The 24,705-nt window shown below is 63.4% G+C and carries 24 protein-coding genes; 9 read left to right on the plus strand and 15 right to left on the minus strand.

Annotation, left to right across the window (positions count from 1 at the left end; translation table 11 throughout):
* Positions 1 to 29 precede the first annotated feature (29 nt).
* The 3 genes from RI103_RS10365 to mltG form a co-directional block, all read right to left on the minus strand.
* Entirely contained in the window at positions 30 to 1,064 is a 1,035-nt protein-coding gene (locus RI103_RS10365; RefSeq protein ID WP_310811961.1) for a DNA polymerase III subunit delta', read from the minus strand.
* A gap of 94 nt (positions 1,065 to 1,158) precedes the next feature.
* Positions 1,159 to 1,779, minus strand: a complete 621-nt coding sequence (tmk, locus tag RI103_RS10370; RefSeq protein WP_310815215.1) for a dTMP kinase — start codon at positions 1,777 to 1,779, stop codon at positions 1,159 to 1,161.
* Complete coding sequence (gene mltG, locus RI103_RS10375; RefSeq protein WP_310815216.1) at positions 1,779 to 2,789, minus strand: endolytic transglycosylase MltG; 1,011 nt, start codon at positions 2,787 to 2,789, stop codon at positions 1,779 to 1,781. The genes tmk and mltG overlap by 1 nt, the downstream gene beginning before the upstream one ends.
* Before the next feature lie 78 nt (positions 2,790 to 2,867).
* Between mltG and RI103_RS10380 the strand changes: the two genes are divergently transcribed.
* A complete protein-coding gene (locus RI103_RS10380; protein WP_310811962.1) occupies positions 2,868 to 3,941 on the plus strand; it encodes a folate-binding protein in 1,074 nt (357 codons plus the stop codon).
* Between the two features lie 88 nt (positions 3,942 to 4,029).
* Positions 4,030 to 4,887, plus strand: a complete 858-nt coding sequence (locus RI103_RS10385; RefSeq protein ID WP_310811963.1) for an NRDE family protein — start codon at positions 4,030 to 4,032, stop codon at positions 4,885 to 4,887.
* A gap of 62 nt (positions 4,888 to 4,949) precedes the next feature.
* On the opposite strand, the gene RI103_RS10390 is transcribed toward RI103_RS10385, so the two are convergent.
* The 6 genes from RI103_RS10390 to RI103_RS10415 all read right to left on the minus strand — a co-directional run bounded on the left by RI103_RS10390 (position 4,950) and on the right by RI103_RS10415 (position 11,082).
* Positions 4,950 to 5,909, minus strand: coding sequence for an alpha/beta hydrolase (locus RI103_RS10390; RefSeq protein WP_310811964.1), 960 nt, complete (start codon positions 5,907 to 5,909; stop codon positions 4,950 to 4,952).
* 82 nt (positions 5,910 to 5,991) lie between these two features.
* Positions 5,992 to 6,879, minus strand: coding sequence for an SDR family oxidoreductase (locus tag RI103_RS10395; protein ID WP_310815217.1), 888 nt, complete (start codon positions 6,877 to 6,879; stop codon positions 5,992 to 5,994).
* A 58-nt stretch (positions 6,880 to 6,937) separates the two neighbouring features.
* Positions 6,938 to 7,936: an NADP-dependent oxidoreductase gene (locus RI103_RS10400; RefSeq protein ID WP_310811965.1), complete on the minus strand. Its 999-nt coding sequence runs from the start codon at positions 7,934 to 7,936 to the stop codon at positions 6,938 to 6,940.
* A 114-nt stretch (positions 7,937 to 8,050) separates the two neighbouring features.
* Positions 8,051 to 8,536 (minus strand): PaaI family thioesterase, encoded by a 486-nt coding sequence (locus tag RI103_RS10405; RefSeq protein ID WP_310811966.1) that lies wholly within the window; start codon positions 8,534 to 8,536, stop codon positions 8,051 to 8,053.
* 409 nt (positions 8,537 to 8,945) lie between these two features.
* The gene (locus tag RI103_RS10410; RefSeq protein WP_310815218.1) at positions 8,946 to 9,335 is read right to left on the minus strand and encodes a hypothetical protein; all 390 of its coding nucleotides are present in this window, start codon (positions 9,333 to 9,335) and stop codon (positions 8,946 to 8,948) included.
* Positions 9,336 to 9,585: 250 nt separating this feature from the next.
* Positions 9,586 to 11,082: a PLP-dependent aminotransferase family protein gene (locus tag RI103_RS10415; protein WP_310811967.1), complete on the minus strand. Its 1,497-nt coding sequence runs from the start codon at positions 11,080 to 11,082 to the stop codon at positions 9,586 to 9,588.
* 178 nt (positions 11,083 to 11,260) lie between these two features.
* Between RI103_RS10415 and RI103_RS10420 the strand changes: the two genes are divergently transcribed.
* Both RI103_RS10420 and RI103_RS10425 read left to right on the plus strand, forming a co-directional pair.
* Positions 11,261 to 11,635, plus strand: a complete 375-nt coding sequence (locus RI103_RS10420) for a hypothetical protein (protein ID WP_310811968.1) — start codon at positions 11,261 to 11,263, stop codon at positions 11,633 to 11,635.
* A gap of 70 nt (positions 11,636 to 11,705) precedes the next feature.
* Positions 11,706 to 12,209 (plus strand): LEA type 2 family protein, encoded by a 504-nt coding sequence (locus tag RI103_RS10425; RefSeq protein ID WP_310811969.1) that lies wholly within the window; start codon positions 11,706 to 11,708, stop codon positions 12,207 to 12,209.
* 118 nt (positions 12,210 to 12,327) lie between these two features.
* On the opposite strand, the gene RI103_RS10430 is transcribed toward RI103_RS10425, so the two are convergent.
* From RI103_RS10430 to RI103_RS10445, 4 genes are all read right to left on the minus strand, one after another.
* The gene (locus tag RI103_RS10430; protein ID WP_310811970.1) at positions 12,328 to 13,506 is read right to left on the minus strand and encodes an acetyl-CoA C-acyltransferase; all 1,179 of its coding nucleotides are present in this window, start codon (positions 13,504 to 13,506) and stop codon (positions 12,328 to 12,330) included.
* Positions 13,507 to 13,593: 87 nt separating this feature from the next.
* Entirely contained in the window at positions 13,594 to 15,678 is a 2,085-nt protein-coding gene (locus tag RI103_RS10435) for a 3-hydroxyacyl-CoA dehydrogenase NAD-binding domain-containing protein (protein ID WP_310811971.1), read from the minus strand.
* 251 nt (positions 15,679 to 15,929) lie between these two features.
* Positions 15,930 to 16,934 (minus strand): hypothetical protein, encoded by a 1,005-nt coding sequence (locus RI103_RS10440; protein ID WP_310811972.1) that lies wholly within the window; start codon positions 16,932 to 16,934, stop codon positions 15,930 to 15,932.
* Positions 16,935 to 17,186: 252 nt separating this feature from the next.
* Positions 17,187 to 18,833 carry a 3-(methylthio)propionyl-CoA ligase gene (locus RI103_RS10445; protein WP_310811973.1) on the minus strand — a complete coding sequence of 549 codons (1,647 nt, stop codon included), beginning with the start codon at positions 18,831 to 18,833 and terminating at the stop codon, positions 17,187 to 17,189.
* A 195-nt stretch (positions 18,834 to 19,028) separates the two neighbouring features.
* On the opposite strand from RI103_RS10445, the gene RI103_RS10450 reads away from it, so the two are divergent.
* The 5 genes from RI103_RS10450 to RI103_RS10470 all read left to right on the plus strand — a co-directional run bounded on the left by RI103_RS10450 (position 19,029) and on the right by RI103_RS10470 (position 22,897).
* Positions 19,029 to 20,585, plus strand: a complete 1,557-nt coding sequence (locus RI103_RS10450; protein ID WP_310811974.1) for a protein adenylyltransferase SelO family protein — start codon at positions 19,029 to 19,031, stop codon at positions 20,583 to 20,585.
* A gap of 98 nt (positions 20,586 to 20,683) precedes the next feature.
* The gene (gene msrB, locus RI103_RS10455) at positions 20,684 to 21,106 is read left to right on the plus strand and encodes a peptide-methionine (R)-S-oxide reductase MsrB (RefSeq protein WP_310811975.1); all 423 of its coding nucleotides are present in this window, start codon (positions 20,684 to 20,686) and stop codon (positions 21,104 to 21,106) included.
* 153 nt (positions 21,107 to 21,259) lie between these two features.
* Positions 21,260 to 21,790, plus strand: a complete 531-nt coding sequence (locus RI103_RS10460) for a septation protein A (protein WP_095419421.1) — start codon at positions 21,260 to 21,262, stop codon at positions 21,788 to 21,790.
* Position 21,791: 1 nt separating this feature from the next.
* Positions 21,792 to 22,106 (plus strand): BolA family protein, encoded by a 315-nt coding sequence (locus tag RI103_RS10465; RefSeq protein ID WP_310811976.1) that lies wholly within the window; start codon positions 21,792 to 21,794, stop codon positions 22,104 to 22,106.
* An 11-nt stretch (positions 22,107 to 22,117) separates the two neighbouring features.
* On the plus strand, positions 22,118 to 22,897 hold the full coding sequence (locus RI103_RS10470; RefSeq protein WP_310811977.1) for a peptidylprolyl isomerase: 780 nt from the start codon (positions 22,118 to 22,120) through the stop codon (positions 22,895 to 22,897).
* Positions 22,898 to 23,064: 167 nt separating this feature from the next.
* On the opposite strand, the gene RI103_RS10475 is transcribed toward RI103_RS10470, so the two are convergent.
* Positions 23,065 to 24,357 carry a HipA domain-containing protein gene (locus RI103_RS10475; RefSeq protein ID WP_310811978.1) on the minus strand — a complete coding sequence of 431 codons (1,293 nt, stop codon included), beginning with the start codon at positions 24,355 to 24,357 and terminating at the stop codon, positions 23,065 to 23,067.
* Positions 24,347 to 24,604 carry a helix-turn-helix domain-containing protein gene (locus RI103_RS10480; protein ID WP_310815219.1) on the minus strand — a complete coding sequence of 86 codons (258 nt, stop codon included), beginning with the start codon at positions 24,602 to 24,604 and terminating at the stop codon, positions 24,347 to 24,349. The genes RI103_RS10475 and RI103_RS10480 overlap by 11 nt, the downstream gene beginning before the upstream one ends.
* Between the last annotated feature and the right edge of the window lie 101 nt (positions 24,605 to 24,705).

The raw sequence follows: 24,705 nt of genomic DNA on the forward strand, positions 1-24,705 counted from the left end.
CCGCTGCCGGTATGTCCCGCGGACTGGGCTTACGCGAACAGTTCGCGGTAGCCGATAAACAGTTCCTCGAACACCAGCCGTGCATTCAGCGGATGGTTCTCGACGGCGCGCTGGCGCGTGACGTTGCGCATGAAGCGCGCGAACGCGCTGGCGTCGGCTTGCGACGCGCAGCGCGTCAACGCCGCCGACGCTTGTGGAAAGTAACGTGGCGCGCCCGCCGTGCGCTGCGCCAGCAAATCGTACATCCAGCGTTGCAGCCAGCCTAGCACCAGCGGCACGGGCAGCTTCTGCAGCGCCTCGCCGCACGCGAAGGCATCGCAGTCGGGGCCGGCGGCGAGTTGCTTGAGCGTCCAGTCACGCAGCGCGCGGTTCTCGTCGCTGGCGAGCGCGAGCGCCGTGAGCGGCGCACCGCCGGCTTCGGCGAGCAGCGCGGGCGCTTCGGCCACGCCTTGCGCGGCGAGCCATTTCGTCGCCACGTCCGGCGCCGGCATGGTCATTGGCCATTGGCGGCAGCGGCTGATGATAGTGGGCAGCACGCGGTCGATACGCGCCGACACCATCAGGAACACGACGCCCGCCGGCGGTTCTTCCAACGTTTTCAGGAGCGCGTTGGCCGCGGCGATATTCAGCCCCTCCGCCGGATACAGCACGACCACGCGCGCGCCGCCGCGGTGCGAACCCACGCCCACGAAGTCGAGCAAGCCGCGAATCTGCTCGATCTTGATTTCCTTGCTGGGCGCGCGGGTCTTCTTGCCTTCGTCGGCGTCGGCCTTGTCGGCCTTTTCGTCCGCGGCGTTGTTCAGGCCGGCTTCCGCGGCCAGCGCTTCGGGCACGACGATCCGGTAGTCCGGATGATTGCCCTGCGCGAACCAGTTGCACGCCACGCACGCGCCGCACGGCTCGCCGTTGGCGTGCTGCGCCTCGCACAGCAGGCCTTGCGCGAGATGCTGCGCGAAGCGCAGCTTGCCGATGCCGGCCTGTCCATGCAGCAACAGGGCGTGCGGCCAGTGGCCGCGCAGCTGCTGCGGGCGGTTCCAGTCATCGGCTTGCCACGGATAAATCATCGTTTCTCTTTTAAATCAAACTGTTGCAGGACTTTTGTGAGACGTGACACGAACTCTGCGTAGCGTCATAAGTAAACTTTATATTCTTTTAAAATCAAAGAACTGCAATCAGTTCTTCAAGTTTTCTCTGAATTTGCACGATGCTCTGCGCGGAGTCAATGATAGCGAACCGATATGGCGCTTCTTCGGCGCGGCGCAGATATTCGGCGCGAGTCCGGTTGAAAAACGCGGCCGACTCGCTTTCGAACCGATCCGGATCGCGCACCGCGCTGCGCCGTTCATTGGCAACCTCGGGCGCGAGGTCGAACAGCACCGTCAGGTCCGGTTGAAAACCGCCCTGCACCCAACGCTCCAGCGTTTCCAGCTTGTCACGCGGCAGCCCGCGGCCGCCGCCCTGATAAGCGAAGGTCGCATCGGTAAAACGGTCCGACAGGACCCAGTCGCCATGCGCGAGCGCCGGCTCGATCACTTCGGCCAGGTGCTGGCGGCGCAGCGCGAACATCAGCAGCGCCTCGGTTTCGAGGTCCATTTTCTGATGCAACACGATTTCGCGGATCTGCTCGCCGAGCGGCGTGCCGCCCGGTTCACGCGTCATGACGACCGAGCGCCCGGTGCTTGCGACTTTCTGTTCGAGGCGCTCCCGAAACCAGCTGAGATGGGTGGTCTTGCCCGCCCCGTCGATGCCCTCAAACGTAATGAATTTGCCCCGCGCCATCATTGCCCTCGAATGTATTTGTCCACGGCCTTGTTGTGATCGCCGAGGGTGTCAGAAAAGATACTGCTGCCGTCGCCGCGCGACACGAAATACAGCGCCGTGGTTTGCGCCGGGTTCAGCGCGGCTTGCAGCGACGCCACACCGGGCAGCGAGATGGGCGTCGGCGGCAGACCCATGCGGGTGTAGGTATTGTAGGGAGTGTCGGTCTGCAGGTCTTTTTTCCTGATATGGCCGGTGTAGCTGTCGCCCATGCCGTAAATCACGGTCGGGTCGGTTTGCAGCGGCATGCCCACGCGCAGGCGGTTCGCGAACACCGCCGCGACCATCGGCCGGTCGGACTGCTTGCCGGTTTCCTTTTCGATGATCGACGCCATGGTCAGCGCGTCGTACGGTGTCTTGTACGGCAGGTTCGGCGCGCGCGCGGTCCACGCCTCGTCCAGACGCAGGCGCATCAGACGGTACGCGCGCCGGTACACATCGAGGTCGCTGGTGTTCTTGTCGAACAGATAGGTGTCCGGGAAAAACAGCCCTTCGCCATTGCCGATCGACGCTTCCGGCGCATTGATCGCGTTCATCAGATCGGTGTCGCTCATGCCGATCGTGTCGTGCTTGAGCGCCGGATTGGCGTCCAGTTCGGCGCGCATGCGCTTGAAGGTCCAGCCTTCGATGATGGTCGCCACGTATTCGTTGACATCGCCGCGAGCGATTTTCTGCAGCACGTCGTACGGCGTCACGCCTGTCTTGAACTCGTAGTTGCCCGATTTCAGCTCGCTTTGCAGTCCGAGCAGCCGCGTCATGATGACGAACAGTTCCGGCTCGACCGGCACGCCGCCGCGATTGAGCTGCAGCGTGACGCTGCGCAGGCTGCTGTGCGGCTTGACGGTGACATCGAGTTGCGCGGGAGTCAGATCGAGCGGGCTATTGGCCCAGTGGTATCCGCCGGCAATTGCGGCTGCGGCCAGCACAACGACGAGTGAGCCGGCGACGAGACATTTCTTCAGAAGGGTCATGCGAAACGTGGCAGGGTTGGACTGCATATAATACTTGTTTGCCTTAGCTAAAGTCAGAATTGACTGTTCTCGGAATCCATGAACATACCGCTCGCTACCGCTTCAGGCACTTCTCCAGGCAGCGCCGTCATGGCCGCTGCCGCCACGCCCGCCGCTCTGCCCACGCTGCCACGCCCTTGCGCCGATGAATTCGACGCCGTCATTCACCACGGCGCGTACATGCCGCTCACGCAGTTCGGCGTGATCGACGTCACCGGCGACGACGCAGCGAGCTTCCTGCACGGCCAGTTGACCAACGACACCCAGCATCTCGACGCCGCCAATGCGCGTCTGGCCGGTTACTGCTCGGCCAAGGGACGACTGCTGGCATCGTTCCTGACGTGGCGCAGCGGCGACACAATTCGCCTGCTGGCGTCGAAAGACGTGCAGGCTGCCGTGCAGAAGCGTCTGTCGATGTTCGTGCTGCGCGCCAGGGCCAAACTGGTGGACGCGAGCGGCGAGGTGGCCGTGGTCGGTCTCGCCGGCGACGTGCGCAAGGCGCTCTCAGGCGTGTTCGACGCGCTGCCCGACGGTGTGCACGTGAAGGTGGACGGCGCGGCGGGTTCGCTGATTCGGGTGCCGGACGCGCTCGAACGCCTGCGTTTTCTGTGGATCGGCCCGAAAGCGCAAGTCGAGTCGCTGCTGCCCTCGCTCGACGAAAAACTCAAGCGCGTCTCGCCGGCCGTGTGGGACTGGCTCGACATTCGCGCGGGCGAGCCGCGCATCACCCAGCCGGTGGTCGAGCAGTTCGTGCCGCAAATGGTCAATTTCGACGTGCTCGGCGCGGTGAATTTCCGCAAAGGCTGCTATCCCGGCCAGGAAGTGGTGGCGCGCAGCCAGTATCGCGGCACGATCAAGCGGCGCACCTCGCTCGCCAACGTGGCCGGCGAACTCGACGCGGTGCATGCCGGCGCGGAACTGTTCCATTCGGCCGATCCGGGCCAGCCGTGCGGCATGGTCGTGAACGCGGCGTCGGCGCCGGAGGGCGGCGTCGATGTGCTGGTGGAGACCAAGCTCGCGGCGCTGGAAACCGGCTCGGTGCATCTGGGCGCGGCGCACGGCCCGGCGCTTCAGTTTCTCGCGCTGCCCTACGGGTTGCCGAGCGAAGTCTGAACTTCTCGCATGGTACGAAGCGGCGCAATCGTGCGCCGCTTTTTGCTGCTCTTTTGAACCGCAATGCCCCACCGGGAGACGTCCCTCGATGTGCCTGATCGTCTTCGACTGGCGACCCGACGCGGTCGACGGCCCGCTCTTCACGCTCGCCGCGAATCGCGACGAATTCTTTCGCCGCACGGCCGAACCGATCAGCTGGTGGCATGACGCGCCGGGCGTGCTGGCGGGCCGCGATCTGTTGGGCGGCGGCACGTGGCTCGGTATGTCGCGTGATGGCCGGTTCGCGGCGCTGACCAATTACCGCGCGCCGCACGAAATGCGCGCCGACGCGCCGACCCGCGGCACGCTCGTCAGCGACTGGCTGAACGGCGCCGCGCGCGACGTGCATGGCAACGTCGAGGGCAACTCGCGCGGCACGCCGCTCGCGTACCTGCAACACGTCGCGCAAACCGGCGACATCTACAACGGTTTCAATCTGCTGGTGGGCGACTGGACGCGCCGCGAACTCGCCTGGTACTGCAACCGCGCCGACCTCGCGCCCGCGCTGCTCGCACCCGGCACGCACGGCATCTCGAACGCAGTGCTCGATACCGCGTGGCCGAAGCTCGTGAAAAAGCGCACCGAATTGGGCACCCTGCTCGCGCGCGAGGCCATGCCGCCGCTCGAACGCCTGATCGATCTGATGCGCGATCCGCGCCTCGCACGCGACGACGAATTGCCGTCCACCGGCATTTCGCTCGAACGCGAGCGGGCGCTTTCGGCGGCATTTATCGAAACGCCGGAGTACGGCACGCGCGGCACGACCGCGTTGCGCGTGGCCGCATATGGCGAAGTGCTCAACGTGGCCGTCGCCGAGCGTAGCGACGACAACGGCTCACACCGGATCGCGCGGCCCGGCGACTTCGAGCGCAGCTTCGCTTTCAATATCGAACGCGAGATGGTGTGAGGATCGGGCGGCGGCTCGTTTGCCATTTGCGTTTGCGCCGCTGACTGCTGGACGGCGCGCGTTCAGTCCACGCCGAACGCCGCGCGCAATGCCGCGGCGGCATCCGCGTGCGCCTGAGCGACCTCGGGTACGAAGCCGCCCATTTTGAAGAACTCGTGGATCATGCCCGGGTAGCGCTTCAGCGTGACCACATTGCCCGCGGCGCGCAATTTCTCCGCGTAGGCGTCGCCTTCATCGCTCAAGGGATCGAATTCGGCGGTGGCGATCCATGCCGGCGCAACGCCGGCGAAATTGGGCGCGCCGCGCTGGCCGTCGAGCGGCGCGAACCGCCAGTCGTCGCGATCGCCTCTATCGCGCACGTATTGCTCGAAGAACCATTGAATCGTGTCGCCCGACAGCAGAAAGCCGTCGGCGAGGCGCGAGTGCGAATCGGTTTGCTGATAGCCGGTCGTGCCCGGATAGATCAGCAGTTGCAAAGCGAGCTTGATGCCGGCGTCGCGTGCAAGCACCGCGCAGACCGTGGCCAATGTGCCGCCCGCGCTATCGCCGCCCACCGCGAGCCGCGTCGCGTCCACGCCGTATTCCCCGGCGTGCATATGCAACCAGGTCAACGCGTCGAATGCGTCGTCGACGGCCGTGGGAAATTTGTGCTCCGGCGCGAGCCGGTAATCCACCGACAACACCGTGCAGTTGCCGTCGCGCGCGAACATCCGGCACAGCGCATCGTGCGTATCGACGCTGCCCACCGTGAAGCCGCCGCCGTGGTAGTACACGAGCGCCGGCGCGGGCTCGGCCCAGCCCGGTTCGACCGGGTGGTAAAAGCGCGCGCGAATCGTCGCGCCGTCGCGTGTCGGGATACGCAGATCTTCCAGCGCGAACATCGGCGCGCTGGCGATCTCCAGAATCGGCGCGCTTTTTTCGTACGAGGCCCGCGCGTCTTGCGCGGTCATTTCATGAAGCTTCGGGCGCCTGGCCCGCGCGATCATGTCGAGAACCTGCTCGATCTTTGGATTCAGCGGCATTGTGCGTGTGACGGCGCATGAGCGCCGAAGGCTTAAAAAAAACCGGCGCGATAGCGCGCCGGCGATGCGACGACAGTCGCGCCTAGCCGGCGTTTTTCACTTCCGGCTTGAGCGACATCGGATCGGTGGGATTGCGCAGCTGCTCGATATCCTCGTGCCGCAGCTTCACCGTCGCCATGATGCCCGGATGCGTGACGATATAGAAACGCCGCGCGGCGATCGCTTCGAAGGTGATGTCGGCGACGTCGTCGGCACTCAGCTTGCCCGATTGCACCGCACGCTGCAGCTGCTTGCCCGCTGCGATCTGCGAGCGCGTCGGACCGCTGTCGTTGCGCAGGTCCGTGGGGCGCGCGCGTTCCGCGTCGGCGATGCCGGTCGGCACGAAGGCCGGGCATAGCAGCGAACAGCCCACGAGCCCACCCGCTGCATCTCCACCCTGGGCCAACTGCAGGTCGTGATACAGCGTCTCGGTGAGCGACACCACGGCGTGCTTCGACGCGTTGTAGATGCCCATCGCGGGAGGCGACAGCAGACCCGCGACGGACGCCGTGTTGACGATATGCGCCGGCTCGTTCTGCGCCAGCATGATCGGCGTGAAGACCCGCACGCCGTGCGCGACGCCCATCACGTTCACGCCGAACACCCACGACCAGTCGTTCGCCGAGCTTTCCCACAGGAAGCCGCCCGAGCCCACGCCCGCATTGTTGAACAGCAGATGCACGCGGCCGTAGGCCTCCAGCGCCGCCTGCGCGAGCGCCTCGACCTGCGCCGCGCTGGCGACGTCGGTCGGCACGCCGATCGCCTCGGCGCCGCCTTCGCGCAATGCGTCGACGGTATGCGCGAGCGCGTCGGGATTCACGTCGGCCAGCACGAGTTTCATGCCGAGCGACGCTCCCTTCTGCGCGAACGCGCGGCCAAAGCCGCTTGCCGCACCGGTGATCACCGCCACCTTGCCTGCGAATTCGAACATCATGTGACTCCCCTGGGTTGATCGGCGTCTTGTGTGATTCGCTTGACCGCTGCCGCGCTCAGATCAGCTTGACGAGCTGCTTGCCGAAGTTCTTGCCTTTGAGCAGACCCATGAACGCCTCTGGCGCCGCATCGAGTCCTTGCGCGATGGTCTCGCGATACTCCAGCTTTTTTTGCGCGACCAGCGTGCCAAGTTGTTTGAGCGCTTCGGGCCACACGTCCATGTGCTCGCTGACGATGAAGCCCTGCACGAGCAGCCGCTGCGTGAGCATCAGCGACGGATGCTTGAGCGGCAACGGCTGGCCGTCATAGCCCGCGATGAACCCGCACAGCGCGATCCTGCCGAACGCATTCATGCGCGCGAGCGTGGCGTCGAGCACTTCGCCGCCGACGTTTTCGAAGTAGCCGTCCACGCCGTTCGGCGTCGCGGCCTTGAGGTCCTGATAGAGATTGCCGCCCTTGTAGTCGACGCAGGCATTGAAGCCAAGTGTCTCGATCACGTAGCGGCACTTGTCCGCGCCGCCGGCTATACCGACCGCGCGCGCGCCGGCCAGCTTCGCCAGTTGGCCGACCACGCTGCCCACGGCGCCGCTCGCCGCGCTGACCACCACGGTCTCGCCCGCTTTCGGCGCGATGATGCGGTTCAGGCCGTACCACGCCGTGACACCCGGCATTCCGACCGGGCCGAGATAGGCTGACAACGGCACATGCGTATCGTCGACTTTCTGCACGCCCACCCCGTTCGAGGTGCCGTATTCCTGCCAGCCGAACATCGCGACGACCTTGTCGCCCACCGCGAACTTCGGATTCTTCGACTCCACCACTTCACCGACCGTGCCGCCGATCATCACTTCGTTCAGCGGCTGCGGCGCCGCGTACGATTTGCTGTCGTTCATGCGGCCGCGCATGTAGGGGTCGAGTGACAGGAAGTGATTGCGCACGCGCAATTCGCCCTCGGCCAGCGGGGCGAGCGGCGTTTCGACGAGGCGGAAATTGTCGGGCGTCACGGCGCCTTGCGGGCGCGATGCCAGCACGAGTTGACGGTTGATCTGGGGCATGACGATCGTCTCCATGAGTTGCCGATTAGTTCGGCGAATGATTCGAACGGCGTTTTGTGAAGACAGGAACCCGCGCGCGGCTCTCGGACACGCACGCAGGTCGCACGGCGGCGCTCAGCCGTCGCTAGGACCGGGTTTCGCCGACGGGTCGCTGCGCAGGCGCTGCTGCGTGATGTCGCGGCCCACGGCGAGGCGCCGCATGTACTTGAATGTGCCGAGCGCCTTGGCGACGAAGTGGCCTTCGCTGTCGCGGATCTCGCCTTCGCAGTAGGCCATGGTGGTCGAGCGGTGCAGCACGCGGGCGCTCGCGCGCAATTCGCCGCGGCCCGGCTGCATGAAGTTGACCTTCATCTCGACCGTGACGACGCCCACGCCGTCGCCGGCCAGACTGCGCGCGGCCATGGCGAGCGCGATGTCGGCGAGCGTCATGGTGACGCCGCCGTGGGCGACGTCCCACGTGTTCATATGATCCTGCCGCAGCGGCAGCAGGACTTCGCTGGCGCCGTCCGCGGCCGACAGGAGCCGCGCGCCGAGCCGGTCGACGAACGGGCTCTCGGGCATGGACGCAGTGCTCGTGTTAGATGAAGGCGAATCGGTCATGGGTGTTTGCAGATTGTGTGGTCGGTACGTTCATGAGAGTGCTATGCGGCGCGTGGGAGGCTTTGGCATTTTCTTCGAGCTTCCTCATCGGCCAAGGCAAAGAGCAAGCCTATCAAACTTACGCGATGGGTGGAGTTTTATCGGGCGATTTGGGCGGGCAGAAAACGGGCCCTGGCGATGCTGCTAAAGGCGCGCTCGCGAGCATTGCGCACTGCGGCGAATTCACGCCCGTGGGGCGGAAAGGAAAGGCATTGCGACGACTGGCAGGACTGCTGCCCGATTGGAGTCGGCGCTTGACTCCAGTCGGGTACAGGCTATGCCGGTGGCAAATTAGAAGAAGCCTACGAGACGTTCACAGACAAACCGTCAAGATCGGCGCGCGAGCGCGGCACCGAATCGTTCGGCGTTTTTAATGGCTGAAGTCAGCCCCCAGCCAATCGGCTGCGGTGGTCTTCGCATAGCTGACGGCGTCTTGTGGATCGGGGAAAATACCAAGCTGATCCCACCGCTCTTCCGCAGCAAAAGGCCCCTTGATTCCAAGCGCTTTCTGAATGCTCAATTGCGCCGCGTACCTTCCGTCCTCGAGAGGCCGGGCCGTTGCGACCACCTTGTGCGGAAGCCCCTGCCGCACAGGCTGAATCAGTTCCAGAGGACCACCGGCGGCGCCGACATCGATCAGCGCGTTTCGCGTATTGCAGTCGGGACAGAAGAAATAAAACGTGTTGTTGTCCCGATTCGGTTTGACCTGTTTGCGGGCAAGCACAGCTCGGCACTCGACATTTTCACAAATGAATGGCATATCGTCTCCGTGGTGATCTTCGAGTGGTAACGCGGGGCAGACCGGAATTGCCTTCAAGAAACGATCTGCCAGAAGCAGCCGGGGAGCAATCCGCACATGACCGGATTGCTAATGATAAGAAGATGCCATTTGGCGTGCTTTGCAGGTCTTTTGTGACTCCTTGCAATGAACCGCTGCGCTGGCACACGGTCCGCCGACGATCGAAGTGATGTGTTTCTTCAAGCACTTATACATCGGCGTCGCACCCGCATCAACCTGAATGCTTCGTCATCCGTGCGGCCAGCCGCCCTAACCTGCGCACGGCCTCGTCGGCCAGATCGAGATCCGTGCTCGGCGAACTGAGCCGGATGAAATGATCGAAGCGCCCGGCGTTCGAAAACACCGTGCCCGGCATCACGCGAATGCCGTCGGCCAGCGCGGCCTCGAAGAACGTCGTCGACGACATTTCTTGCGGCAACTCGATCCAGAAGAACATGCCGCCGCCTGGCGGCGTGAAGCGCGTGCCATCGGGAAACGAGGTGGCGATGGCCGCCGCCATCCGTTCGCGCTGCAGCCGCAGCCGGTCGCGCAGACGCCGCAAATGGCGCTCATACGCGTTCGTTTCCAGAAACCCGGCGAGCACGACTTGCGACAGCTGTTCGTTGTGCCGCGACTGCGCGAACTTCAGCATGCCGATGCGCGGGTGCCAGCGGCCGCCGTTGATCCAGCCGACCCGCATGCCGGGCGCCAGCACCTTGTTGAACGACGTGCAGTGAATCACGGTGCCGTCGATGTCCCAGGCCTTCAACGATTTAGGCGGCTGCGCGGCGTCGGCCAGTTCGCGGTACGGATCGTCCTCGATCAGCGGCACGCCGGCTCGCGCGCATAGTTCGACGAGCCGCGCCTTGTGCGCGTCGGGCATCACGCTGCCGAGCGGGTTCTGCAAGTTCGGCACCACGACCACGGCCTTGATGTCGGGATGGGTGTGCAGCGCGAAGGCCAGCGCTTCGATGGCGAGGCCGGTGGTCGGACTGGCCGGAATTTCGAGCGCGCGCAAGCCGAGGCTTTCGAGCGCCTGCAGCAGCCCGAAAAAACACGGCGACTCGACCGCGACGGTGTCGCCGGGTTGTGTCACCGCCCGCAACGCGAGGTTCACGGCCTCGATGCCGCCGTGGGTCATGATGATGTCGTCGGCGCCGATCTGGATGCCGGCGTCGAGCGCGCGGCGCGCAATGATCGCGCGCAAGGCCGGATCGCCCTGATCGTGTCCGGCGGCGGTCAGCAAGGTGGGCCGCTTGCGCAATGCGCGCAGCGCGGCTTTCTGCAGCGCGTCCGTCGGATACAGATCGGGCGACGCGGTCGCGCCGCCGAGATTCAGCGCGTCCGGATAGCGCTGGAACTTCGACACGATCGCGGAAATCGCCGAGTGAATGCCGACGAATTGCGCCGCGCCCGGCAGTGCCGCCAGGTCGGGCTCGGACGCGGCCGGCAATGCAGCCGTGGGCGGCACGCGCACGAAATAACCGGCGCGCGGCCGGGCATCGATCAGCGCGTCGCGTTCCAGCACGCGATAGCTCTCGGTCGCCGTCGCGAGACTTACGCCGTGCCGCTGCATGAATGCGCGCATCGACGGCATGCGGTCGCCCGGACGCAGCACGCCGTTGCCGATCGCGCGGCGGTATTGGTCGGCCAACTGCCGGTAAAGAGGCTGGCTGTCCGGCAGCCGGTCCGCGGGCGCTGCCTGCCGGGTGAGAATGGATTGGGTCATCAGCCGATGGTGCGAGCAGTCCGCGCGTCGCAACAGATACACATTTGCGCGATTCCGACCGATACACCGCGCTGAAACGCGTTACTGTACTGGTTCAGATTGTCGATGGCTGCAGCTGTTTTCACATGAGCGGACTCAATAAGCTGGGCGGCATGAAAACGCTTTGAAGGAATCCGCCATGTCAGTCCGTCAACGTCGCTTTGGTTCGGCGCACAACGCCGCTTGTCACCTCACCGCCGGCCAGTTGGCCGTGCACGACTTGCGCGTGCGGACTTCGATCGTCGCCGTGGAAGGCGATTTGCAACTCGACTTTCGCGATCACTCGCTAGCGTGGCTGGGCGACGCCGTGCCGCTCACGTCGATCACCTTGCACGAAGGCGAGTGCTTCGTGACGCCGCAACGCGGCGTCGTGGCGATTAGCGCCGCGCATGCGCGCGCTGCTGCGTTCGTCGTGCAGCCATGCCGCGCGCTAAAGGACCGTCGGGGCCTGATCCGTCAAACGCTGCGTGATCTTGCCAGCCGCGTCAAAACACGTCTGCGGCGCGCGGTCTGAAACACCGCTCCGCGTACAGCATGGCCCGGTACAATGCATGACCCAAGCCACTTCTTGCGAGGTGCAGGTCATGTCCTTCTTCCGCGCGCTGCTGTCCGGCCGTTCCGTTCGCCTGGCCACCATCCTTGCCATCGTCACGCTGACGCTCAGCGGTTGCGCCGGCCTGTTCGGCGGCGATCCGGTGCGCGTGAGCGTGGCCGGCATCGAACCGATCGACGGCCAGGGCCTCGAAATGCGCTTCAACGTCAAACTGCGCGTGCAGAATCCGAACGACGCCGAGGTGAGCTTCAATGGCGTGTCGCTCGATCTCGAACTGAACGGCAAACCGTTCGCGAGCGGCGTGAGCGACCAGGCCGGCACCGTGCCGCGCTTCGGCGAAACGGTCGTCAATGTGCCGCTGACCGTGCCCGCTTTCGCCGCGGTTCGCCAGGCCTTCGCCTTCGCGGGCGCGACCCAGTCGGGCCAGATTCCCTACATTCTGCGTGGCAAGCTCGCGGGTGGACTGACGGGCACGACGCGATTCATCGATCAGGGCAGCTTGAGCCTGCCATCGTCCGGCATGGCTTTGCCTTGAAAGCGGTTCATCGGACCGCCATCGCGCCTGAATGAAAAAACGGGCGCCGTGTGGTTCACCGCTCTCGCGCTGCACCACACGACACCCGCCGTTCATTACCGCCCGAGCCGGATCACGATCACACCACTTCGAACAAACCTGCTGCGCCCTGCCCGCCGCCGATACACATGGTCACGACGACCAGTTTCGCACCGCGCCGCTTGCCTTCGATCAGCGCATGGCCGGTCAGCCGCGCGCCCGACACGCCATAAGGATGGCCGACCGCGATCGCGCCGCCGTTCACGTTCAGACGGTCTTGCGCAATGCCGAGCTTGTCGGCGCAATACAGCACCTGCACCGCGAACGCTTCGTTCAGTTCCCACAGGTCGATGTCCTCGACCTTCAGCCCCGCCTGTTTGAGCAGTTTCGGCACCGCGAACACCGGGCCGATGCCCATCTCGTCCGGCTCGCAACCCGCCACCGCGAAGCCGCGGAAAATGCCGAGCGGCTGCAGCCCTTCACGCTCAGCGACCTTCGCGTTCATCACCACGCAAGCCGATGCGCCATCCGAGAACTGGCTCGCATTGCCCGCGGTGATGACCCCGCCCGGCATCGCGGTGCGAATCTTCGACACGCCTTCGAGCGTCGTGTCGGCGCGAATGCCTTCGTCGCTGCTGACGGTGACTTCCTTCGTGAAGAGACGTCCGCTCGCTTTGTCGGCGACACCGGCGAGCACCGTCAACGGCACGATCTCGTCCTTGAACTTGCCGGCTTCGAGCGCGGCAGCGGCGCGCTGTTGCGAACGCACACCATATTCGTCCTGGCGTTCCTTCGAGATCGAATAGCGTTTCGCGACGTTCTCCGCGGTCTGCAGCATCGACCAGTAGATTTCCGGCTTGTTCTGGCTGAGCCAGCCTTCGGTCAGCATGTGGTGGTTCATCTCGTTCTGCACGCACGAGATCGATTCGACGCCGCCCGCCACATACACCTCGCCTTCCCCGGCGATCACGCGTTGCGCGGCCAGCGCGATAGTTTGCAATCCCGATGAACAGAAACGGTTCACCGTCATGCCCGGCACGCTGACCGGCAAACCGGCGCGCAGCGCGATCTGCCGCGCGATGTTCATGCCCGTCGCGCCTTCCGGATTGGCGCAGCCCATGATCACGTCTTCGACACGCGCCGGGTCGAGCTTCGCGCGCTCGACGGCGGCCTGGGTCACGTGGCCGCCAAGCGTCGCGCCATGCGTCATGTTGAAACCGCCGCGCCATGATTTGGCGAGACCCGTACGGGCGGTCGATACGATTACGGCGTCAGTCATGCAAGTCTCCTACTTCCAGATGTCGATGATGGCGCGCGGCCGGTTCGCCGCACAGCGCCACCTCAGTCAATTCACTCGCGCTATAGCTCAGCCATTGAACCCACGGCCCTTGGCCGCCAGTTCCGCGATGCTCGGCGCCAATTGCCAGGCATCGCCGTTCGGCCGCGCCGCATAACGGCGAATCGCGCGCTCGACGTTGTAGAGGCCGACCGTGTCCGCGTACAGCATCGGGCCGCCGCGATAGAGCGGGAAGCCGTAGCCGGTCAGATAGACCATGTCGATGTCCGACGCCTTCGACGCAATGCCTTCTTCGAGAATCTTCGCGCCTTCGTTCACGAGCGCGAACACGAGGCGCTCGACGATTTCCTCGTCGCTGATCTTGCGGCGCTCGGCGTTGGCTTCCTTCGAGTACGCAACGATCATGTCGTCGACCACTTTCGACGGATACGCGGTGCGGTCGCCCGCCTTGTAGTCGTACCAGCCGCCGCCGGTCTTCTGGCCGAAGCGCCCCGTCTCGCAGAGACGGTCGGCGATCTTCGAGTAGTGCATGTCGGGATGTTCCTGATAGCGGCGCTTGCGGATCGCCCAGCCGATGTCGTTGCCGGCCAGATCGCTCATGCGGAACGGACCCATGGCGAAGCCGAACTTCTCGATGGCGCGATCCACCTGCGCGGGCAACGCACCTTCTTCGAGCATGAAGAGCGCCTGGCGGATGTACTGCTCGATCATCCGGTTGCCGATGAAACCGTCGCACACGCGCGAGACCACGGCGGTCTTCTTGATCTTTTTGGCGAGCTTCATCACGGTGGCGAGCACGTCTTTCGCCGTCTCCTTGCCGCGCACTACCTCAAGAAGCTTCATCACATTGGCCGGGCTGAAGAAGTGCAGGCCGACCACGTCCTGCGGACGCTTCGTGAAAGCGGCGATCTTGTCGACGTCGAGCGTGGAGGTATTCGAGGCGAGGATCGCGCCTTTCTTGGCCACTTCGTCGAGACGCGTGAACACCTGCTCTTTCACGCCGAGTTCTTCGAACACGGCTTCGACGATCAGGTCGGCGTTCTTCAGGTCGTCGTATGAAAGCGTGGGTGTGATCAGCGCCATGCGCTGTTCGAGCGCTTCGGGCTTGAGCTTGCCCTTCTTGACGGTGGCTTCGTAGTTCTTGCGGATCGTGGCGAGGCCGCGCTCGAGCGCGTCCTGCTTCGTTTCCAGCAGCGTGACCGGAATGCCCGCGTTAATGAAGTTCATCGCGATGCCGCCGCCCATCGTGCCCGCGCCGATCACGGCCACCTGCTTGATCTCGCGCACCGGCGTGTCCGAGAGCACGTCGGGAATCTTGCTCGCCGCGCGTTCACCGAAGAACGCGTGACGCAGCGCGTGGCTTTCCGGCGTCTGCACGAGCGCCATGAAGCATTCGCGTTCGAATGCGAGACCCTTGTCGAAACCTTTCTGCACGCCCGCTTCGACCGCGTCGATGCACTTTAACGGCGCCGGGAAATTCTTCGCCAGACCCGCAACGCTATTGCGTGCGAACTGAATGAAACCGGCAGCGTTTGGATGCTCGATCTTGCGATCGCGCACTTTTGGATGCAGGCCGTCTTTCGCGCCCACCTTGCGGGCAAACGCGAGCGCCGCTTCGGCCAGATCGCCGTCCACCATCTCGTCGAACAGACCGGAGTCCGCGAGTTGCTCCGACATGACCGGCGTGCCGGAAACGATCATATTGAGCGCGGCTTCGAGGCCGATTGCGCGCGGCAAGCGCTGCGTGCCGCCCGCGCCCGGCAGGATGCCGAGTTTCACTTCCGGCAGCGCGATCTGCGCGCCAGGCGCGGCGATGCGGTAATGCGCGCCGAGCGCGAGTTCGAGCCCGCCGCCCATCGCGACGCTGTGAATGGCGGCGACCACCGGCTTCGCGCTGCCCTCCACAGCCTGGATGACCGTGGCGAGCGAGGGCTCCTGAAGTGCCTTCGGCGTATTGAACTCGGTGATGTCGGCGCCGCCCGAAAAGGCCTTGGCCGCGCCCGTGAGGACGATGGCGCACACTTCCTTGTCGAGCGCCGCGCGCTCGATGCCCGCGACGATGCCAAGCCGCGTGGAATGCCCCAGGCCGTTGACCGGCGGGTTGTCGAGCGTAATGACGGCGATGCCGTCGCGGACCGCGTAATCCACTGCCATGTGACTGCCTCCCTTGATGCGTAGGCGATGCCGCACCCCGGCCGGATGGCCGCGCGCACGGCTTCTCTAGTGCGAACTATTGTGAGTTACGGGAAGAGAATACACAAAAAAGAACGATCGTTCAATTCTGCGAGAAAAGATTCAGGCGGAAGGAGGGTCGGCCGCCCCCCCCCAAGCGCACAAGATTCTTCCAATTCTGGAGAGGAGGCAAAAGACGTGCATAAGCAGATGGTGTTAGCCGATCTTTATGCCTAGATTGCGTGTGTCAGCTCATCGGGTGCGGGAAACCATCGGCGAAGCTCATTCCAGAGATTCGGATCGGCATCGTGGAGTTGCTTGTTCGTGCCGATTGTCGTCGACGACCCGTTAGCCGCCGCGGCATTGAACCATGCCTGTACGCCCTCAGCCCAATATTCACTAGGGTTCGAAGCTGCATAGGAGTTTTGGAGATAGCCGTTTGCCTTTGCATCAGCGAACAAGTTGTTCAGGCGGCTGCGTGCCTCCGGGTCACGACTGGCGATACCCGCATCGAACACGGCATGTGCAAACTCGTGGATATAGATTGACTCGTCAGGGTACTTGTCCTGAGGGCTCCCGGAGTGCAACAGGTTTGCTTCACTAGCACTGACATAGGGCAGAGACGGCGTCCAGCCTATGCCTTGCGCTCTGTCGTTCCAGGATTGACCCGGGAGCGGATTCGTTTTGTCGAGATTGGCATACTCTGGAAGTGTGGTCATTCCCTTGTCCTTGGGAATGATGAGAATGCCCTTGAGATTCTTCGCCAACGCCTCTCGGGTCGCCGGATCTTTTTTCAACATCGTATCGACGACGTCTCGCATTTTGAGCAGTGCTTTGTCGCCTACCTCGGCAGAGGCAACGATCGGAATGCCGCTGGCCTCGACATACTTCTTATAGTAATTCTGATCAAACGGAAGGTTACTGCTCTGGTCGAGTTGCTTCACAGTGCCGGACGCCTCGCGCTCCTTCTCAAGGTCCTTTCCCGCCGTAGTCTGCGTGCTGTCGGGGGTCTGGCTCACGTCCTCATCCCCGGTCGGCGTCGTCTGCGTGCTGTCGGGGGTCTGGCTCACGTCTCCTTCCGCGGTCGTGTGGTAATTCCAGGCAATCGTCCTCTCATTGCCATCGGGAGGGGTAATCGTGGGCGTTTGCTGAACGGCCTGACCATCGCTGGCGACCTGCTCATTATTGTCCGGCTGCCACGCAAAGGCGGGGGCTTGGCTTACGGTGTCGATCGGCATGTGTTTTTCCAGTTGAGTTCAAAAAACGAGTGCGCCAAATTCATTTCCGGCCCACGAGTCATTAAACGGTCAATGTCCGCTCAACAGGAAACACACAGCTACTACATGATGGCCGGCAATGCCCTGCGCGCGCGATTGACTGCCGAGCGGCCCGGCGAAGGCGAAGCCGTCGCAACCCAACTTCCAGCGGCGATCACGGTCCTGGATGGCGATCAAGTTATTCAGTTAAAAGCCCGACGGCGCGAAAGCGGCTCAGACGGCCCTTTCTTCGAGGCCCGGCAGAACGTGGTCCCGGTAGGTTTCACGCAGCCGCATCTTTTGCAGCTTGCCGGTGGCGGTGTGCGGCAGTTCGTCGGCGAAGACGACGTCGTCGGGAATCCACCACTTGGCGACTTTGCCGTCGTAGAACGAGAGCAACGCTTCGCGCGTGAGTTCAAAGCCCGCCCGCTTGACGACCACCAGCAACGGCCGCTCGGTCCACTTCGGATGCGCACAGGCGATGCACGCAGCCTCCGCTACCGCAGGATGCGCAATCGCGACGTTCTCGATGTCGATCGAACTGATCCACTCGCCACCCGACTTGATCACGTCTTTCGAACGGTCCGTGATGTGCAGAAAGCTGTCACGGTCGATGGTGGCGACGTCGCCGGTCGGGAACCAGCCGTCCACCAGCGGTGAGTCGTCCTTGCGGAAATATTGGTCGATCACCCATGGCCCGCGCACATGCAGATCGCCGAATGCGACACCATCCCACGGCAGTTCGCGCCCGTCTTCCCCGACGATTTTCATATCGACGCCGTAAATCGCGTGGCCCTGCTTTTCCAGCAACTTGCGCTGCTCGGACTGTGGACGCTGGCTCTGCTCCCACGTCAGCTTCGACAACGTGCCGAGCGGCGACATTTCGGTCATGCCCCACGCATGGATGACCTGCACGCCGTAGTCGTCCTCGAACGTGCGCAGCATGGCCGGCGGACAAGCCGAACCACCAATCACCGTGCGATTGAGCGATGAAAACCGCACCTTCGCTTCGCGCAGATGGTTGAGCAGGCCGAGCCACACGGTCGGCACACCGGCCGAATACGTGACGCGTTCGCTTTCCATCAGTTCATACAGCGACTTGCCGTCGAGATCCTTGCCGGGGAACACCAGCTTCGCGCCCGTTAGCGGCGCGGCGTGCGGAATGCCCCATGCGTTCACATGAAACATCGGCACGACGGGCAGCACGCAGTCGCGCGCGGAAAGACTCATGGCGTCGGGCAACGAGGCGCCGAACGCATGCAGCACCGTCGATCGATGCGAATACAACGCGCCTTTCGGATTGCCGGTGGTGCCCGACGTGTAGCACAGATACGAGGCTTGCCGCTCGTCGAGCGGCGGCCACTCGAAGTTGCCGTCCTGCGCGGTGACGAGCGTTTCGTAGCTGAGCGCAGGCGTCCGCATGGCGGGCCGATGCGCTTCGTCGGCGAGCGCGATCCAGCCGCGCACTCTCGGACATTGCGGCGCGAGGACATCGACCAGCGGCGCGAACGTGGTGTCGAACAGCACGTAGGCGTCGTCCGCGTGATTGATGATGTAAGCGATCTGGTCGGGAAAGAGACGCGGGTTGATCGTGTGGCAAACGGCGCCGAAGCCGGTCGTGCCGTAATACGCTTCCAGATGGCGGTAGCCGTTCCACGCAAGCGTCGCGACCCGTTCGCCGGGTTCGACGCCGAGTGCGAGCAAAGCCTGCGCGAGCTGCTTCGCGCGCTTTTCGCAATCCCGATAGGTATAGCGATGCAGGTCGCCTTCGATACGCCGCGACACGATTTCGGTGCTGCCGAAATGCCGCGCGGCGTGGGCGAGCAACGAAGGCACGGTAAGCGGCACGTCCATCATCTGGCCAGGCAGCGGCGTCGTCATAAAGAGTGGTCTCCTCGGCTTGATCGTTTCAATTGGTTTTGCAGCTCGGGGGGCGCGCCTCGACGCGCCATCGGCGAAAAGCGCAAAGCCGGCAAACGACCCGGACAGGATCGGTACGGGACAGACGTACGTACGGCCGGCCAGCAGCTCCGCGGGCGCGGACTTACAATATCGGTTAATCCAGAGGCGCTCAACATGTCGTTTTCCCCAAGCATTGCAGGGTTATCCGGGCCTTTGACGGCTCTTTCCGATGCGCTCACCACGTTGCACGAGAGCGCGTTCGCACGGCTCGGCAGCGTGTTTCTGACGCGTTTGCCCGCGGCGCCGCTCAGCGCGCCCTACCTTGTCGGGTTTTCCGCGGAAACCGCCGCGCTGCTCGGTTTGGAACCGGGGCTCGAGAACGATCCGGGCTTTGCCGAACTGTTCTCGGGCAACGTCACGCGCGAATGGCCTGCCGAAGTGCTGCCTTATGCGTCGGTCTATTCGGGGCATCAGTTCGGCGTATGGGCCGGCCAGCTCGGTGACGGCCGCGCGCTCGGCCTCGGCGAAGTCGAACACCACGGCCAGCGCTTCGAGTTGCAGCTCAAAGGCGCCGGGCGCACGCCCTACTCGCGCATGGGCGATGGCCGCGCCGTATTGCGTTCGTCGATTCGCGAGTATCTATGTTCGGAGGCGATGCACCACCTCGGCATTCCGACCACGCGCGCGCTGTGTGTAATCGGCTCCGATCAGCCGGTGCGCCGCGAAACCGTCGAAACAGCCGCGGTGGTCACGCGCGTGGCGCCGAGCTTCGTGCGCTTCGGCCACTTCGAGCACTTTTATTCGAACGACCGCACCGATGCGCTGCGCGCGCTTGCCGATCACGTGATCGAGCGTTTCTATCCGCATTGCCGCGAAGCCGACGATCCCTATCTCGCCTTGCTCAATGAAGCCGTCATATCGACCGCCGACCTGATGGTCGAGTGGCAGGCGGTCGGCTTCTGCCACGGCGTGATGAACACGGACAACATGTCGATCCTCGGCCTCACCATCGACTACGGTCCATTCGGTTTCATGGACGGCTTCGACGCCGGCTACATCTGTAATCACTCCGATTCGCAAGGCCGTTACGCATACAGGATGCAGCCGCAGATCGCTTACTGGAACCTCTTTTGCCTCGCGCAAGGGTTGCTGCCGCTGCTGGGCGAAAAGCATGAAGAAAGCGTGCGCAGCGAGAAGGCGATCGAAGACGCGCAGCGCGTGCTCGGCGGCTTCAAGGACCGTTTCGCCCCGGCGCTGGAGCGGCGCATGCGCGCGAAGCTCGGCCTCGAAACCGAACGTGCCGGCGACGATGCGCTTGCGAATCGCCTGTTCGAAGTGATGCACGCCAATCGCGCGGATTTCACGCTGACCTTCCGCAATCTGGCGCGCGTGTCGAAGCATGACGCGAGCGGCGACGCACCCGTGCGCGACCTGTTTCTCGACCGCGCCGCGTTCGACGCCTGGGCGAACGACTACCGCGCGCGGCTGTCGGAAGAAACACGGGACGACGCCGCGCGCGCCATTGCAATGAACCGTGTGAACCCCAAATTCGTACTTCGCAATCATCTGGCGGAAACGGCGATCCGCCACGCGAAAGAGAAGGATTTTTCCGAAGTGGAACGACTGGCGGCCGTGCTGCGCCGTCCGTTCGACGAACAGCCCGAGCATGAAGCGTATGCGGGGCTGCCGCCGGATTGGGCGAGTTCGCTGGAAGTGAGCTGCTCGTCGTGAGGCGCTAATCGACTTCTGATTGTGCGTAGTGAAGTAGTGACCCGAATCCACCTGACCATCCAGCTGCCCTCAAAACAAGCCCGAGACAGGAACCGACCATGAACAAGCCCGACGAACTCAAGACCGACGCCCCCGCTGTACAGAAAGACGACGCCGAGTGGCGCAAGCAGCTCTCCGACATCGAATATCAGGTGACGCGCCACGCCGCCACCGAGCGCCCGTTCACCGGCCGCTATCACGATCACTGGGACCGCGGCGTCTATGACTGCGTCTGTTGCGGCACGCCGCTGTTCGAATCGGACACCAAGTTCGACGCCGGTTGCGGTTGGCCTAGCTACTTCAAGCCGATCAACGGCGAAGTGATCACCGAGAAGACCGACCGCTCGCACGGCATGCTGCGTATCGAGGTGGAGTGCAAGAACTGCGGCGCCCATCTGGGTCATGTATTCGAAGACGGACCCGCGCCGACCGGCCTGCGCTACTGCATCAATTCAGCTGCGTTACAATTCGAGCCCAAGTAACGCAGCGCGGAGTCCGGCGCGTTGCCGGCCGGCGTCTGCTCACACGTGCGCGCGCCGGCCGCGACACCCTTCATCCAGCTTGCGAACCGGTTGCCCCGACGGTTCGCACCGCGCCCTTATTCTCCGCTCATTTTCCGACTTCCCGACCAGATAATGAAATTCCTGTTCGATCTGTTCCCGATCATCCTGTTCTTCGTCGCCTTCAAGATCTGGGGCATTTTCACGGCGACGGCAGTGGCGATCGTCGCCACGCTGGTGCAGATCGCGTGGGTGGCCTTTCGCCACCGCAAGGTCGATCCGATGCTGTGGGTGAGTCTCGGCGTCGTCACGGTGTTCGGCGGCGCCACGCTCGTGCTGCACAACGACACGTTCATCAAGTGGAAGCCGACCGTGCTGTATTGGGCGTTTTCCGTCGCGCTGATCGTCTCGCAACTGGCCTTCAACAAGAACCTGATCGAAGCGATGATGGGCAAGCAGATCACGCTGCCGCACGCGATCTGGGGCAAGCTGAATGTCGTGTGGGCGGTGTTTTTCGTGCTGCTCGGACTCGTCAATCTGTTCGTCGCGTACAACTACACGACCGATCAGTGGGTCAACTTCAAGCTGTTCGGGGCCACCGGGTGCCTGGTGGTGTTCATCGTTGGACAGAGTTTGTGGCTGTCGAAGTATATGAAGGAAGAATGACATGACAACCGATGTGTTCATGCACGCCACCACTGCCGAGCGCGCCGCACTGATCGAGGCACGCCTTGCCGCCGCGCTGGCGCCGGTCACTTCCATCCAGATCACAGACGACAGCGCGCAGCACGCGGGCCACGCCGGCGCCTCCGCCGGCGGTCATTTCAGTGTCACGATCGTGGCTGTCGCATTCGCCGGCAAGGCCCGCGTGGCGCGGCATCGCATGGTGTATGATGCGCTGGCCGATGCCATGCAGCGCGGCATTCACGCCCTTGCCATCACGGCGTATACGCCCGAAGAATTCGCTTTGTTGCCCCGCTAGGAAAATTTTCGATGACCTTGAAGAAAACCCACCTTTGGGTATTGCTGGCTGCATTTGCAGCCGCACCTGCATTCGCACAGAACATCGCCGTCGTGAACGGCACGCCGATTCCCAAAGCACGTGCCGATGCGCTGATCGACCAACTGGTTCATCAAGGTCAGCAAAATACGCCGCAACTGCAACAAGCCGTGCGCGAGGAACTGGTAAACCGCGAGATCCTGATGCAGGAAGCGCTGCGCCGTGGTTTGCCGAATCGTACGGACATCAAGGCGCAAATCGCCGTGGCACAGCAGACCGTCGTGCTGCGCGCGCTGATCGAAGACTTCGTGAAGAACAACACGCCTAGCGACGCCGAAGTCACCGCGCGTTACAACGCGCTGATCAAGGATGCGGGCGGCAAGGAATATCACCTGCACCACATTCTCGTGGACAACGAACAGCAGGCGAAGGACCTGATCGCGAAGATCAAGGCCGGCGCAAGCTTTGAAGATCTGGCCAAGCAATATTCGAAGGACCCGGGATCGGGCAAGAACGGCGGCGATCTGGACTGGTCGGACCCGAAGGCCTACGTGCCTGAATTCGCGGACGCCGCCACGCATTTGCAGAAAGGTCAGATGACCGACACGCCGGTGCATACGCAATTCGGCTGGCACATCATCCGTGTGGACGACGTGCGCAACATCACGCCGCCGCCGCTGGAACAGGTGCGCCCGCAGATCGTGCAGCAGATCCAGCAGGAAAAGCTGCAGGCGTTCGAGGAAGGTCTGCGCAAGAACGCGAAGATTCAGTAAGCGGGTTTTGCCGCTTCAAGATTGCGCTTCGGTTTAATGCTTCGGTTTAGCGCTTTTCTTGATCAGCGGTCTTCGCTTCTGCGCCAAGGCGCTGTTCAGTCAATGATTGAACAGCGCCTTTTTCATGCGGGATCGAACCTGTCTGGCGAAACCGAGGCGTTCATCTCTCACTTGCGCAAAGCGCGGCTCATCTCCGCAAGCGGCATCGCGACAATCGAGTCGAGCAGCCGCACTTCGCCGGCATTCGGCTGTGCGATCCGCTCGACGCCGCGCCGGGTTTCCGCCACGCGGACGTCGAGCGTGGCCAGCATGTCGTCCAGCAACTTTTCCGAGCCTTTCGACGAGAGACGAAGCGCTTCGCCAAATGCGAGCATGTTCTTTCTGGATATCTGCGCGAACTGCGTGGCGTCCCCTACGGGCATGGTCAGATCGCAGTGCGGCCAACGGTCCCGCTGCTGCGGCTGGTAGGTCGGCGTGTGGTAGACGACCGTACTGACCAGATCGTAAAACGGCGCCAGCATGTAGCCGCGAGGGCTGACGAAGAACGAGAGATTTTTCAGATGTGAGTCGGCGTTGCCGATCAGCACATTGAAGATCGCCCATCGGAATACATCGAGACGCGCCACTGCCCGCGTACTCGTTTTCTCGATAGCGTCCCTGAGTACCTGCGCCGTCGCGTTCTGGTATTTGAAGCTGCGGTCGTAGTTCAACAGTTGCATGGCGTCGACGGTATGCAGCCGCCGGGCCGGCTCGCCGCTCGTGTCACGGTCGAATCGATCGATCAGGTAGCAGGCCGAAGGCACACGCATAAAATGCGTAGGCGGTACGCGCACACCCATCGCACGCGCCAACCGCATGCAGAAAAACTCGTTGATCGCCGAATGCGGATAGCCGGTGCTTCGCATGTCGGGCTTGAGCAGATGCATGGACGGTTCACTGCCCACGGGCTCCAGGAGTTCGTACTCCGGCGCGTCGCCGCGCAAGGTCAGGAGCAGCTTCTGTTGGGCGCCCGCCGCGGACATGCGCTTAGGCGCCGTGGCAGTGAGCGCATGCTGCGGCATCGCCTGTATGCGAGCCTCCAGATTCGCGTTCGACAAAGGCTGCAGGCCGCCAGGCGCCTCCCGCTCGCCCTCGGCAAGCAGCGTCAGGGCGCCAGCCGATTCCCGGCCGTAGTAGGCCAGCAAACCCCACGCATCGCTCGCATCGACTTTGGCCTCGCGGGCGAGCGCGCTGCGCATTTCCTCTTCAGGCAGGAGGTTGTCGAAGAACCATTGCACCGGCCGCTGGCTCGAGCCGTCGATGAAAGGCTGGGGATCCAGCGGGAAAGCAGGTGACAGCGCGAACGCATCTTCATGACCGAGCCAGTCCTTGTCGTAGGTGAATGACCAGACGCCGCTGTCATCGCTCACGATGCCCACGCGCCGGCCGTTCGCATAAGCGACGAGCGTTCTAGCCGCCATGGGGATTCCGCCTGCGATGGAGCGCCTTGGTGGTCACGGCCGCGGGAATATCTACGGAAACTTGCGCCCGCAGAGCAATGCCCAGTTCGCTGAGGAGATGCAGTACCTTGCCGATCTGGGCGGTCGGTTTGCCCGCCTCGATGTGCGTGATGAACTTGGGGGACAGGCCCGTCGCGATGGCGACGTCGTCACGCGTCAATCCTTGTGCGAGCCTCGATGCCCGCACAAGATCGCCTAACTCCATCATATTGCCGATGAGAACGTTGGATTCCGGCACTCTTCCCCCTGTGTCCGTTCGTACCCGCTCGGGAACATTATGCCACGAGACAGAACGGCAGACGCTATTTC

Source organism: Paraburkholderia sp. FT54, assembly GCF_031585635.1.
GTDB lineage: Bacteria > Pseudomonadota > Gammaproteobacteria > Burkholderiales > Burkholderiaceae > Paraburkholderia.

Excerpts from the sequence above, each read along its gene's own strand:
- RI103_RS10465 (WP_310811976.1), top strand. The coding sequence starts at position 21,792 with ATGACAACCGATGTGTTCATGCACGCCACCACTGCCGAGCGCGCCGCA.
- RI103_RS10460 (WP_095419421.1), top strand. The coding sequence starts at position 21,260 with ATGAAATTCCTGTTCGATCTGTTCCCGATCATCCTGTTCTTCGTCGCC.
- RI103_RS10430 (WP_310811970.1), bottom strand. The coding sequence starts at position 13,506 with ATGACTGACGCCGTAATCGTATCGACCGCCCGTACGGGTCTCGCCAAA.
- RI103_RS10400 (WP_310811965.1), bottom strand. The coding sequence starts at position 7,936 with ATGCCCCAGATCAACCGTCAACTCGTGCTGGCATCGCGCCCGCAAGGC.
- RI103_RS10445 (WP_310811973.1), bottom strand. The coding sequence starts at position 18,833 with ATGACGACGCCGCTGCCTGGCCAGATGATGGACGTGCCGCTTACCGTG.
- RI103_RS10450 (WP_310811974.1), top strand. The coding sequence starts at position 19,029 with ATGTCGTTTTCCCCAAGCATTGCAGGGTTATCCGGGCCTTTGACGGCT.
- RI103_RS10380 (WP_310811962.1), top strand. The coding sequence starts at position 2,868 with ATGAACATACCGCTCGCTACCGCTTCAGGCACTTCTCCAGGCAGCGCC.
- mltG (WP_310815216.1), bottom strand. The coding sequence starts at position 2,789 with ATGACCCTTCTGAAGAAATGTCTCGTCGCCGGCTCACTCGTCGTTGTG.
- RI103_RS10480 (WP_310815219.1), bottom strand. The coding sequence starts at position 24,604 with ATGATGGAGTTAGGCGATCTTGTGCGGGCATCGAGGCTCGCACAAGGA.
- RI103_RS10415 (WP_310811967.1), bottom strand. The coding sequence starts at position 11,082 with ATGACCCAATCCATTCTCACCCGGCAGGCAGCGCCCGCGGACCGGCTG.
- RI103_RS10405 (WP_310811966.1), bottom strand. The coding sequence starts at position 8,536 with ATGACCGATTCGCCTTCATCTAACACGAGCACTGCGTCCATGCCCGAG.
- RI103_RS10435 (WP_310811971.1), bottom strand. The coding sequence starts at position 15,678 with ATGGCAGTGGATTACGCGGTCCGCGACGGCATCGCCGTCATTACGCTC.
- RI103_RS10425 (WP_310811969.1), top strand. The coding sequence starts at position 11,706 with ATGTCCTTCTTCCGCGCGCTGCTGTCCGGCCGTTCCGTTCGCCTGGCC.
- RI103_RS10470 (WP_310811977.1), top strand. The coding sequence starts at position 22,118 with ATGACCTTGAAGAAAACCCACCTTTGGGTATTGCTGGCTGCATTTGCA.
- msrB (WP_310811975.1), top strand. The coding sequence starts at position 20,684 with ATGAACAAGCCCGACGAACTCAAGACCGACGCCCCCGCTGTACAGAAA.
- RI103_RS10420 (WP_310811968.1), top strand. The coding sequence starts at position 11,261 with ATGTCAGTCCGTCAACGTCGCTTTGGTTCGGCGCACAACGCCGCTTGT.
- RI103_RS10365 (WP_310811961.1), bottom strand. The coding sequence starts at position 1,064 with ATGATTTATCCGTGGCAAGCCGATGACTGGAACCGCCCGCAGCAGCTG.
- RI103_RS10440 (WP_310811972.1), bottom strand. The coding sequence starts at position 16,934 with ATGCCGATCGACACCGTAAGCCAAGCCCCCGCCTTTGCGTGGCAGCCG.
- tmk (WP_310815215.1), bottom strand. The coding sequence starts at position 1,779 with ATGGCGCGGGGCAAATTCATTACGTTTGAGGGCATCGACGGGGCGGGC.
- RI103_RS10395 (WP_310815217.1), bottom strand. The coding sequence starts at position 6,879 with ATGTTCGAATTCGCAGGCAAGGTGGCGGTGATCACCGGTGCGGCAAGC.
- RI103_RS10410 (WP_310815218.1), bottom strand. The coding sequence starts at position 9,335 with ATGCCATTCATTTGTGAAAATGTCGAGTGCCGAGCTGTGCTTGCCCGC.
- RI103_RS10475 (WP_310811978.1), bottom strand. The coding sequence starts at position 24,357 with ATGGCGGCTAGAACGCTCGTCGCTTATGCGAACGGCCGGCGCGTGGGC.
- RI103_RS10390 (WP_310811964.1), bottom strand. The coding sequence starts at position 5,909 with ATGCCGCTGAATCCAAAGATCGAGCAGGTTCTCGACATGATCGCGCGG.
- RI103_RS10385 (WP_310811963.1), top strand. The coding sequence starts at position 4,030 with ATGTGCCTGATCGTCTTCGACTGGCGACCCGACGCGGTCGACGGCCCG.